The sequence below is a fragment of the Hydrogenobacter hydrogenophilus genome (assembly GCF_900215655.1).
Classification (GTDB): Bacteria; Aquificota; Aquificia; order Aquificales; family Aquificaceae; genus Hydrogenobacter; species Hydrogenobacter hydrogenophilus.
The window spans coordinates 84970-96051 of the sequence record NZ_OBEN01000005.1; the positions used below are offsets into that span (position 1 = coordinate 84970).

The 11082-nt window shown below is 41.2% G+C and carries 13 protein-coding genes; 5 read left to right on the top strand and 8 right to left on the bottom strand.

The genetic code is table 11. The annotated features are described in order from the left end of the window. Positions 1-11: 11 nt before the first annotated feature. From CP948_RS05585 to cysS, 5 genes are read right to left on the bottom strand one after another with little or no spacing between them, the layout of a single operon-like run. The gene (locus tag CP948_RS05585; protein WP_096602214.1) at positions 12-734 is read right to left on the bottom strand and encodes a GGDEF domain-containing protein; all 723 of its coding nucleotides are present in this window, start codon (positions 732-734) and stop codon (positions 12-14) included. Then, positions 724-957: a hypothetical protein gene (locus CP948_RS08865; protein ID WP_180764095.1), complete on the bottom strand. Its 234-nt coding sequence runs from the start codon at positions 955-957 to the stop codon at positions 724-726. The genes CP948_RS05585 and CP948_RS08865 overlap by 11 nt, the downstream gene beginning before the upstream one ends. Continuing rightward, positions 938-1978, bottom strand: a complete 1041-nt coding sequence (locus CP948_RS05595; RefSeq protein ID WP_180764096.1) for a PHP domain-containing protein — start codon at positions 1976-1978, stop codon at positions 938-940. Before CP948_RS05595 ends, CP948_RS08865 begins: the two co-directional genes overlap by 20 nt. Then, positions 1975-3159 carry a tryptophan--tRNA ligase gene (trpS, locus tag CP948_RS05600; protein ID WP_096602218.1) on the bottom strand — a complete coding sequence of 395 codons (1185 nt, stop codon included), beginning with the start codon at positions 3157-3159 and terminating at the stop codon, positions 1975-1977. Before trpS ends, CP948_RS05595 begins: the two co-directional genes overlap by 4 nt. Beyond that, complete coding sequence (cysS, locus tag CP948_RS05605) at positions 3156-4628, bottom strand: cysteine--tRNA ligase (protein WP_096602220.1); 1473 nt, start codon at positions 4626-4628, stop codon at positions 3156-3158. Before cysS ends, trpS begins: the two co-directional genes overlap by 4 nt. Before the next feature lie 29 nt (positions 4629-4657). Between cysS and folK the strand changes: the two genes are divergently transcribed. Beyond that, a complete protein-coding gene (gene folK, locus CP948_RS05610; RefSeq protein ID WP_096602222.1) occupies positions 4658-5176 on the top strand; it encodes a 2-amino-4-hydroxy-6-hydroxymethyldihydropteridine diphosphokinase in 519 nt (172 codons plus the stop codon). On the opposite strand, the gene CP948_RS05615 is transcribed toward folK, so the two are convergent. Beyond that, entirely contained in the window at positions 5133-6353 is a 1221-nt protein-coding gene (locus tag CP948_RS05615; protein WP_096602224.1) for a cysteine desulfurase family protein, read from the bottom strand. The two genes, folK and CP948_RS05615, sit on opposite strands and share 44 nt — an antisense overlap. Before the next feature lie 2 nt (positions 6354-6355). Next, entirely contained in the window at positions 6356-7393 is a 1038-nt protein-coding gene (locus CP948_RS05620) for an Mrp/NBP35 family ATP-binding protein (protein ID WP_096602226.1), read from the bottom strand. 81 nt (positions 7394-7474) lie between these two features. Here CP948_RS05620 and CP948_RS05625 point away from each other — a divergent pair, with 81 nt between their 5' ends. Next, complete coding sequence (locus tag CP948_RS05625) at positions 7475-8332, top strand: twitching motility protein (RefSeq protein WP_096602228.1); 858 nt, start codon at positions 7475-7477, stop codon at positions 8330-8332. On the opposite strand, the gene CP948_RS05630 is transcribed toward CP948_RS05625, so the two are convergent. Further along, positions 8295-9467 (bottom strand): type III PLP-dependent enzyme, encoded by a 1173-nt coding sequence (locus CP948_RS05630; RefSeq protein ID WP_096602230.1) that lies wholly within the window; start codon positions 9465-9467, stop codon positions 8295-8297. The genes CP948_RS05625 and CP948_RS05630 overlap by 38 nt on opposite strands. Before the next feature lie 64 nt (positions 9468-9531). Here CP948_RS05630 and CP948_RS05635 point away from each other — a divergent pair, with 64 nt between their 5' ends. From CP948_RS05635 to nuoK, 3 genes are read left to right on the top strand one after another with little or no spacing between them, the layout of a single operon-like run. Further along, positions 9532-10155 (top strand): NuoI/complex I 23 kDa subunit family protein, encoded by a 624-nt coding sequence (locus CP948_RS05635; RefSeq protein WP_096602232.1) that lies wholly within the window; start codon positions 9532-9534, stop codon positions 10153-10155. After that, positions 10152-10685 (top strand): NADH-quinone oxidoreductase subunit J family protein, encoded by a 534-nt coding sequence (locus CP948_RS05640; RefSeq protein WP_096602233.1) that lies wholly within the window; start codon positions 10152-10154, stop codon positions 10683-10685. The genes CP948_RS05635 and CP948_RS05640 overlap by 4 nt, the downstream gene beginning before the upstream one ends. Further along, the gene (nuoK, locus tag CP948_RS05645) at positions 10666-10974 is read left to right on the top strand and encodes an NADH-quinone oxidoreductase subunit NuoK (protein WP_096602234.1); all 309 of its coding nucleotides are present in this window, start codon (positions 10666-10668) and stop codon (positions 10972-10974) included. Before CP948_RS05640 ends, nuoK begins: the two co-directional genes overlap by 20 nt. Positions 10975-11082 lie beyond the last annotated feature (108 nt).

An 11082-nucleotide genomic window follows, 5' to 3' on the forward strand; every position in this document is an offset into this window, starting at 1 on the left:
CTCGTATTTTGCTAAACTGCCTCATTTTTCTCATAAAGTTTCTTGTCTTCGTACATACGAGCACTGGCGATCTTTATAAGCTCATCCACACTTGCACCATCCTTGGGATATACAGCATATCCAACGTTGGCTTTTACTTGAGTACCATTAACTTCAAATGTCAACGCACTTTTTAGTCTTTCTATGACTGTAAATATCTTGTCTTCTTTTATGTCTTTTAGAACCACGATGAACTCATCACCACCGTATCTTATAATAAAATCGTCAGACCTTAAATGCTTTCTAAGTCTATACCCTACTTCTGCTAAAACTTCATCTCCTTTAGCATGACCGTAGATGTCATTGATATCTTTGAAATTGTACATATCAATAAAAAGTATGCAGTAATTTATGCCAAGCTTTTCGTAATTTTCGAGCTCTTTTTTTAAAACCTCTTCAAAAAACATTCTGTTATTTACCTTTGTAAGTGCATCTAAATATGCCTTGTTCTTTAGCGACCTTATGGTCTTAGTTAAGGATATGCTATAAAAAAAAGCTACTGCAATGAGCAAATAGCTATAAAAGATCAAGAGGAGATTTAGATACTTCTTATTTAAAAAACCGGCGACCGTTTGTAGCAAAAAGGATACACTGAACAGAGCGGAGAGCTTTTTTACAACGCTATTCTTAAAGCCAAGGGCAAAAGATGCAAAAAGTACAGCAAAACCAAGTGCCAGGTATTGATCATATGTCATCTAACTCCTCACCCCTCAAAAGCCTCTGCGCGTAATTTACAACAGCTAAGACCATAAACCACAGGGCGTGGTGATCTGTGTCGTTGAACTCCTCTTTTACATAAAGGCTTCCGTCTGGCATTTTAACCACCTTTACATACTCAAAAGCCTTCTGTGCAAGGGCTTTATTTTTAACCTTTTGCAGTATTTTTTCTTTTATTTCCTCAGGTAAGGGCATCTCCATCTTTCCTCACCTCTAATGCAGTTATAAACAGTGGTCTAACTCCTAAATATAATCTTCCTATTCTCAAAAGGTATCTGTAAGCATAAACTACATACACACCGTCATTTAGTTCTGTGCTTGCGCAACTACCTTCAAAACAGTTCTTTTGTGTTCCTTCTACAAATACAATAGAGTTTTCGTAAGGAGTTTGAACAAAGAGCTTTTTACCCTTTCTCCATACTAATGATGGTTTGGGCAGAAAAGATACAATGGTAATACCTCTCTTTATTGCATTAATAAGTTCCTTGGCAGAAGATATCTTTTCTTTAGACAAAAGGAAGTTTCTCATAAGCATAAAAGAGTACTTATAGTTAGGAAATAAAAATCTCATTCCTACCTCCCTTATGTATATTTTAACATGGTGATCAAGCCCTCCTATGACAGGGTTATCCCATCCTTCTTTTAAGTAAACGCAAGCGTATTTTTCAATATCTATAACTTTCTGCAAAAGGGATAAGGATCTTTCTTTAAAAATGGGAAGGAGCAAAACTACAGGAAGTAGGTGCAAAAAGAGCATAAATTTGTTCTCAAGGAGAGCGTCTTTTAGGTTTATTATTTCCAATATGTACTCTTTATCTCTACTTAGTTTCCACCTATACTTTTCCTTAAAGGGGTGAGCTATAACTTTAAGGTTATCTATCTCAATGAGATCTCCGAGGATCTTTCCCTCTTGATCCGTGATCTTCCTTTCAACACCTGCAATCATCTTGTGCTCATCACAGAAATTTTTTATAGCGTCTGTATCGTGATCTGTGATTATTGCGTAATCTATGTCCTCAGAAGACATACTCATCTTTATGTCTTCGGGCTTACCCAAAGAATCGTAAGAGAACTGTGTGTGTATGTGAAACTCGTAAGAATACACATAAAAGTCAGGAGGTTCAAAGAACTCTTTAGACCTTCTTGCTTTTACCCACTTAATAGGGTATAGATGGAGAAGGGCTAAGTAAGAAATCAGTAGTGCAATAAGAAGCCAGATCATCTGAGATTCATTTTTTTCTCTACTTCCTCAAGGGTTTTTATCGCTATTTGTCTTGCTTTTTTAGACCCTTCTTCAAACAGTTCTTCTAAGTGCTTAATGTCTTGTTTAAGGCTTTCCCTTCTTTCTCTTATTGGTTCAAGAAATCTCTCAAGCCCTTCAAACATGATCTTTTTGCACTCAACGCATCCGAGCTTTCCACTTTTGCAGTCTTTCTCTATTTGCAAAACTTTTTCATCCTGCGTAAAAAGTTTGTGGTACATAAAGACGGGACATATCTCTGGTCTTCCGGGATCACCTTTACGAAGCTTTTGAGGATCGGTAAAAAATCTCATGACCTTTTGCTCCACCTCTTCTTTTGTATCTGCAAAGTATATGGCATTGTTGTAGGATTTGCTCATTTTCCTACCGTCTATACCTACCAGTTTGGGGGTTTGAGTAAGCATAGCCTGAGGTTCAGGGAAGGTATCACCGTAAAGATAGTTGAACCTTCTTGCTATCTCTCTTGTTAGCTCTATATGGGGAAGTTGATCTTCACCCACCGGAACAGCGTTAGCTTTGTATATGAGGATGTCCGCTGCTTGAAGCACGGGATAACCTAAAAAGCCGTAGGTGTCCGTATCGTAAAAGTCCCTCTTGGATACATTAAGCTCTTTGAGTATATGGCTTTCCATGTATCCTTCAAATACAGCTCTTACAAGGGACTGGGATAATTCATCAAGGATCATATCCTCAAGAGCCTCAAAATCTTCAACCTTGTAAGGAAGTCTTGAAGTCAGCTCTTTTATAAGGTCCCTTATGCCACCTTTGAACTGTATCTCTAAATCCTGTATTCTCAGAAGATTATACTTCATGTCTTTGTAGCTAGGATTCCACTCAAGCCAGCTTTTTGGTGTTATCATACTAAAAAGTAAAAAGAGTTCTGCGTGCTCTTTTACTCTGGACTGTATGAAGAGAAGACTCTTTTTTGGATCAAGCCCTAAGGCTATCCAATCAAGCATCACTTCTCTTATGTTCTCTTTTAGCTCAGAGGTTTTTTTGTAAGCAGTGGTTAAAGCATGCCAGTCCGCTATGAAAAACAAAGTCTCGTGGTTTTCCTGAAGATTTATCCAGTTTTTTATTACACCAAAGTAGTGTCCTAAATGCAGTTTGCCCGTTGGCCTCATACCGCTTATGACTCTCATAGCTTCCTCCACTTTGTTCCTGTAGGTGTGTCTTCCAAGGCTATGCCTATGTTTCTAAGCTCATCCCTTATGTAGTCCGCTATCTTAAAAACCTTTTCCTTCCTTGCCATGTCCCTCACCTGTATGAGCAGATCTATAAGTTTTTCGTCCAGCACATGTCCCGCTTCGAGCTCTTTTTTAACCACTTCCTCAACAGACTTTTCTGGGTAGAGATCTTCAAAAAGTCCAAATATACCTCTCATATGCTTTAGCATGGAATTCACCGCAAACTCGTAGGCGGAAAGTTCGTGCTTGTTTATCTTCCTTTCCAAGAGTGCTTTGTTTTTGATCTTTCCTAGCTCTCCTACAAGTCCAAAGATGTGAGACAGTGCGGAAGGAGTGTTAAAGTCATTACTCAGTTCTTTGAAAAACTCTTCTTCTGCTTCCTTTGCCTTATCGTAAAGGTCACTTGTGAAAGCACCATCTTCTGTTGGGAGGCTCTTGAGCATTTCAAGGTCCTCTATGGCACGCTTTATCCTCTCGTAAGACCTTTTAGCTTCTTCCATCTTTTCCCATGAAAAATCAAGAGGGCTTCTGTAATGGGTGAAAAGGACAAGAAGCCTGAGTACATCAGGATGATACTTTTTATATACTTCCTTAAGGGTTATGTAGTTGCCAAGGGATTTGGACATCTTCTGTCCACTCACGGTGACAAGTCCGTTGTGCATCCAGTATCTGGCAAAGGGCTTTCCGGTTAGAGCTTCTGCTTGTGCCATTTCGTTCTCATGGTGCGGAAAGACAAGATCAAGACCACCTCCGTGAATGTCTATAGTGTGTCCCAAATGCTTAAAGATCATGGCAACGCACTCTGTGTGCCACCCGGGTCTTCCCTGTCCCCAGGGACTTTCCCATGCGGGTTCTCCTGCCTTTGCAGACTTCCAGAGGGCAAAGTCCAAAGGATCTCTTTTCTTTTCGGAAGGTTCTATTCTTGCTCCCACTTCCAGCTCTTCTGTGCTTCTTTTGGAAAGCTTACCGTACTGGGGAAAGGTTTTTACAGAAAAGTAAACATCACCTCCAGACTCGTAAGCATAACCCTTATCTATAAGCTCTTTTATAACCTCTATGATCTCCTTTATGTGTTCTGTAACTCTTGGTTCTACATTAGCAGGTTTTACTCTTATACGCTCCATATCCACATAGTAGCTGGCTATGTATCTGTTAGCAATAGTCATAAAGTCTTTACCTTCCTCTTTGGCTCTGTTTATTATCTTGTCATCTACATCAGTGAAGTTTCTAACAAACTTAACTCTGTAACCAAGATGCTCCAAGTACCTTCTGAATACATCAAAAACTATTAGACTTCTACCGTGTCCTACATGGGAGTCGTCGTAAACAGTCACACCGCATGTGTATATGAGAACTTTTGGTGGATCCAACGGGACGAATTCCTCTATCTTTCCGCTCAAGGTGTTGTATATTCTCAGGCTCATAGCTTAAAATTATACATATACTCAATCTTATGGCTATCTGCTACATTTCCTTTGGTAGCAACTTTGGAGATAGGTTAGAAAACATACTTAAAGCCCTGAACTTGCTTGCACAAGTAGGCAAGTTGGAGGCTATATCCACCGTATACGAAAGCTCACCTTGGGGAGTACCAGATCAGCCTAATTTTTTAAACGGTGTTCTCAAATTCAGCACTCACCTTACCCCTATTGCTCTTTTGAAGGTACTAAAGTACATAGAAAGGTGTGTAGGTAGAGTAGAACGATACAGATGGGGCCCCAGAGAGATAGACTTAGACATATTACTGTACGAACAGCAGGTGATTATGCTTAGCTTTTTAAGAATACCCCACAAGCACTTACTTGAAAGGGACTTTGTCCTATTTCCTCTGCTTGAGCTTGATGAGAACCTTCTTTATCCTATTACCAAGGAACCCATTAAGCTTCTTGCAAAAGATGTAAAGAACCAGCTTAAGCCTTACGCCTGCATCACTTCTTACTTTTTACATACTGCTCCCAATTCTCAGGTGTGAAGGGAGATATCTGTCTCAGAAGCCTTATAACTTTTGGGAATTCCTCTATAACATAGTCTACGTCTTCTTCCGTGTTGTCTCTTCCGAAGCTAAACACAAGCGAGCCGTTTGCTACTTCCTTTGGTACTCCTACCGCAAAGAGTACATGGGATTGTTTGAGTGCCAGAGATACGCACGCGGAACCTGAAGCGGTTTCTATTCCCATCAGATCAAGCCTCAAAAGCATAGCTTCTCCTTCTATTAGGTGAATTATCAGTGAAAGATGATGGGGTAGTCTCTGAGTAGGATGTCCTGTGAATTCTATGTAATCAAGGCTTTCCTCAAGAGCCTTTCTGAGCTTATCTCTATAATGGGGAAGCCTTTTCATCCTATCTTCAAGCTCCTTCATGGTAAGCTCGGCTGCAGCACCAAAGCCCACTATTCCAGGAACATTCTCCGTTCCAGCTCTTACTCCTCTTTCCTGCGTGCCACCTTCTATGAGAGGCCTAATTTTGACTCCTTTCTTGGTCCATAAAGCACCTACACCCTTTGGTCCGTACATGAGATGAGCGGTAAAAGATGCTGCATCCACACCCCAATCTTTCACATCAACAGGATAGTGTCCCAATGTAGGACATGCGTCTGTGTGGAATATCACTTTGGGATTTTTCTCCTTTGCTGCCTGCACTAAACTCTTTATGTCCTGTATAGTGCCTATTTCTCTGTTAGAATGTCCTATGCTTACCAGCACAGTGTCAGCCCTTACCGCTTCCCTTACTTGCTCTGGATGTATAAGACCGTATTTGTCGGGTTTTAGGTATGTGACTTCCCACCCTTTTCTCTCTAAGGTTTTTAGTGGATGCAGTATGGAGTGATGTTCTATTTCTGTGGAAACTATGTGTTTTCCTTTCTTTTCGTAAGCTTCCGCTATGCCCTTTATGGCTAAGTTGTTAGCTTCTATACCACCAGAAGTGAAGATGATCTCCTCTGGAGAGTTAGCGTTTATAAGCGTTGCTATTTTTTCTCTTGCAGAATTGATGGCTTTTTTTGCTACTTGACCAAAGCTGTGCAAAGAGGTGGGATTCCCAAAGTGCTCCCTAAAGTAAGGAAGCATCGCTTCAAGTACTTCTTGCGCAACAGGTGTTGTTGCTATGTGATCTAAGTAAACTACTCTTTGACCTACCTTTTTTACAAACATGCTTACCTCCTTAAAATTTTTTCTGATAAAAGCTTAGCGATTCCCAAGAAGGCTTTAGAAACTTCAGACTCAGGATGTGAAATGACCACAGGAACACCCTTATCTGATGTTTCTGCCACCTCTGGGTCCATAGGTATGGAACCCAATATCTGCAAGTCGTAGGCTCTTGCAAATTCCAAGACCCTACCTTTACCGAATACATAGTACTTCTTCCCGCTATCGGGACAGACAAAGTATGCCATGTTCTCTACCACACCCAGTATGGGTACATTCACCTCTTTAAACATGGAGGTTGCTTTTTTTACATCAGCTAAGGCTACATCTTGAGGTGTGGTCACTATCACCGCACCCGTCATGTGCACATTCTGAGCCAATGTGAGCTGTACGTCTCCTGTACCAGGTGGCAGGTCCAAAACAAGAAAATCTAACTCTCCCCAATTTACGTCAAAGAGGAACTGGGTGAGAGCCTTCATAAGCATGGGACCTCTCCATATGACGGGAGTATCCTCTGACGGGAGTAAAAAGCCTATGGAGAGCACCTTAAGACCGTACTTTTCCACAGGTATAAGCTTGTTTCTTTCGTCCACATGAACCCTCTCTCCTTTTACACCCAAAAGGGTTGGAACGCTGGGACCGTATATATCCGCATCTAAAAGTCCTACCTTATAGCCTTGTTTTAAAAGCGCTACCGCTAAGTTAACGGATACGGTAGATTTACCAACGCCACCTTTTCCACTACCTACCGCTATTAGGTGTTTTACACCTTCTACCTGTCTTCTTGTAAATGCAGGCTGTCCAAAAGCGGGGGGTGGTTCAGGCACACCCTCTGCAAACCTTATATTTACAGTTTTTACATCTGGTACATGCTCTAAAGCTTTGTATGTCTTTTGCTTTATCTCATCTTCAAGACCCTTTTTGGGAAGTCTGTAAACGACCTCAAGGGTGGAACCTATGAGTTTAATGTCCTTTATGAGCTCGGAAAGTCTCATATTGTCAACAGTCATATCTCTTAGCGCATCTACTATGTCTTTTACTGCCATCAGATTCCTCCTTTGTCTTGAAATATAATTTATTTTTGTGCGCGTGGATATGAGCATAATCAAATTAGGTATGAGAAAGTCATGAACTATCTGTCCCAGATACTAAGTTATATAAGTGGCAACCCAGACATAACAGAGATATATTTGGCTCCAAAGGCACCTCCTGTTGATAGGAAGAATGGAAAACTCGTAAGGATAACAGATACCTTGCTTACTTCCGAAGATGTAAGAGATACTCTTTTGGCTCTGAGAAGCTATGCGTCGCCTCTTTTGGGTCCTCTTGGAAACGAAGGCACCTTCTCCTTTGGCATACAGAATGTAGGAAGGATAAGGGTCAGTTATATAACCCAGCGAGGCAGTTATGTGGTAAACATAGTAAAGACTCCTTACTCTGTGCCTACTTTAGAAGACCTCTGCGAGGATCCCAAAATACCCCAACTCATAGACGAACTTATAAGGATAAACTCTTCTGGTATAGTGCTACTTTTGGGCGCAAACCCTATAAGGGTAAGCACTTTTGCCTATTCTGTCCTCCAACATGTATCTAAAAATTACCAGAAAATAATACTGGTTCTTGAAAGACCTTTATCTTTCCTCTTGAAACATGGTAAATCTTTAGTTATACAGAGAGAGGTAGGCATAGATACGCCTACTTTTGAGGATGGACTCAGAGACATATCCTATGTAAATCCAGACTTTCTGTATGTAAGCTACAAGGAGGTCCTTCCTGCCGAGGATATATTCCACATAGTAAGAGCGGTAGAGCTAAGCACCTTGGTGATGTTTTACTCCCCTTACATGAATGAGGAGGCGCTGCTGAAGAGTTTTGAGAAACACAGAGAGCTCGTCAGAGCATTAATAAGAGTGGAACCTTCTCAAGAAGGGAAGCTCCAAGTATACATCACAGACAGATTACCTTTGGCTTTGGAAAACCGTTAAAGTTAGAAGCGTATACTGTTGTGTAAGCACCTGTAGACAGTATGTAAAGGTAGTCTCCTACCTCGGGCTCTGGCAAAGCTACCATCTTGGCTATAACATCCATACTATCACAGGACACACCTCCTATAGTCCACTCCTTTAGCTCTCCTTCTCTGTCTAAGTAGATGGGGTATCTTATACCTCCCAGAGCTTCTGCTAAGCCGTTGAAGACTCCAGTATCTATGTATAGCCAATTTTCACCGTTTCTCTTGGCTTTCCCTATCACCTTAGCGACCATTATACCTTGATCACCTACTAATCCTCTACCAGGCTCTATTTGAAGTTCGTAAGGTGGATTGGGGAAAAACTTTTGGAGAAGACCCTTTATGTAATATGCTATATCTTCTATCCTGAGAGCCTCGTAAGTGTACTTGACAGGTATGCCACCTCCCATGTTGAGCATTTGTAGTTTAAAGCCCTTACTTCTTGCCTTTTCCCAAAGTTCTGCAGACTTTCTTATGGCAATAAACCAGTTTCTGTAATTGTTGCACTGAGACCCCACATGGAATGTTATGCCGTATGGAACAAGTCCCCTCTCTCTTGCGTACTCAAGAATATCCAAAGCGGTATCTACATCAACACCAAACTTCTTAGATAATGGCCAATCACTACCTTCGTTGGGAACTACAAGCCTTACATAAACCCTTGCTCTCCTTGCAATCTTTGCTATCTTGTCCACTTCGGTGAAAGAATCTACAGAGAAGCGATTTACTCCTACGGAGTAAGCGTAATCTATAAATTCCTCAGGCTTTACTGGATTACTGGATATAACCCTCTCAGGCTCCACTTTTAGGCTCATCACTTTGCTTAGCTCTTCTGAGGAAGCTACCTCAAACCCTGAACCCCTTTCTGCTAAAGCCTTTATAACATTAATGTCGTCGTTAGCTTTTACTGCGTAGTATATTTTGAAGTTGGGCATGTGTTTGCGCATTTCTTCGTACCTTTCCTTTATACCCTCTGTATCCATTAGAAGCGTAGGAGTTTCCTGAGGTTTTAGGTAGGGTATCATGTAGCTCCTTTTGGAAATAAAGTCCTCAAAGTACCTTTTGGCAAACTCAAACTGAAGCTCTCTCTGATCCAGCACCTCTTTGACCATAATGGAAAATAATATAGCTCTTTAAATTTAAAATTCAGTTTATAATATCTCACGGAGTGATGCCATGATTAAGAAGGTGTTTGAGAGACCGTTAAGTTGGCTTGAAAGAATACTTTTCATTGACTTCATAAAAGGGCTCTCTGTAACTATTAGGCAGGCTTTTAGCAAAACCATAACCACTCACTACCCTTATGAAAAGCTCACACCACCAAAGAGGTTCAGAGGTTTTCTGGGACACAAAGTTGTAGATGGAAATGAACCCCAGCCGGCGTTTGACGAGTGGGTAGAAAGGTTCAAAATAGAAGTAAGACCCGGCAGGAGCAGGTGTGTGGTCTGTATGCTCTGTAAAAGAGCATGTCCTGTACCTCAACTTTTTGAGATAGAAGGAGAAAAACTTCCAAACGGAAAGCGGGTAGTGAGCGTATTTAACATGAACCTTATGCTCTGTACCTTCTGCGGTTTTTGTGTGGATGCTTGTCCCGTAGACTGCCTTTTTAATAGCGATATCCATGAGACAGCCTCTTACACGAGAAAGGATGCCATACTAAATCTTGAGATCTTAGAGCAGATAGGCAGAGATTGGCAGTCAAGAAGGGAAAAGGAACCGGACAGAATATGGATAGATGACCAGCAAAGACAAAAACTTTGGTACGAAAACGACCTTAAACTGCCGGAGGTAAAGGAGTGATACAGTGGTTAGCCTTTTTGCTTTTTTCTCTTTTGGCAGTCCTTTCTGCATTAGGTGTGGTTGTACTTCCTAATCCTGTGTATGTAATACTATCACTTCTCTCTTCGCTTATAGCCATAGCAGGTATTTTTTTTGTAGCGGGAGCAGAACTTGTAGGTGCCATACAGCTACTTATATACGCTGTAGCGGTCACAGTTTTTTATGTATTCGTCCTGACTGCAGTACCGTGGGAGAAGGCACTTAAAAAAGACTCCCATTATAGGGTTGAAGGTGTCCTATCCTTTCCTTTGCTTCTGCTTATGTATCTTGAAATACTGGTAGTTTTCTCTTTGGGTATAAGTGCTTCACCTAAGGGACAAATATGGGAGCTGTCAAAGAAGTTTGGCAATACAGAGGTTATTGGTAGTATACTATTTAGCAAATATTTCCTTGTTTTTGAGCTTGTCTCTTTGGTACTTTTGATAGGCATGATAGGTGCAGTAATAATAGGCAGGAAGGAGGCTCAAACTTATGACAGTGATACCCCTTGAGGCTTACATAATACTAAGCGTGCTCATCTTCGGTCTGGGACTCTTTGGTATGATAGTAAGGCGAAACTTAGTTACGGTGCTTATGAGTATGGAGCTTGCGTTAAATGCAGTTAACATAGCCTTTGTTGGTGCTGATGTTCATTTGGGGCTTGCGGACGGTCAAGTTTTTGCACTTTTTATCATAGCATTGGCAGCAGCAGAAGCGGCCGTAGGTCTTGGAATAATAATAGCCATATTTAGATTGAGGCGCGTAGAATCTACAGACGAGATAACGGATATGAGAGGCTAATATGGAAGCACTTCTTTTGCTGACACCCTTTTTTGCCTTTTTAGTGGTAGGTTTGGCGGGAAAGTTTTTAGGAGACAAGCTTTCTGCCATCATCACCTGCACTGCAGG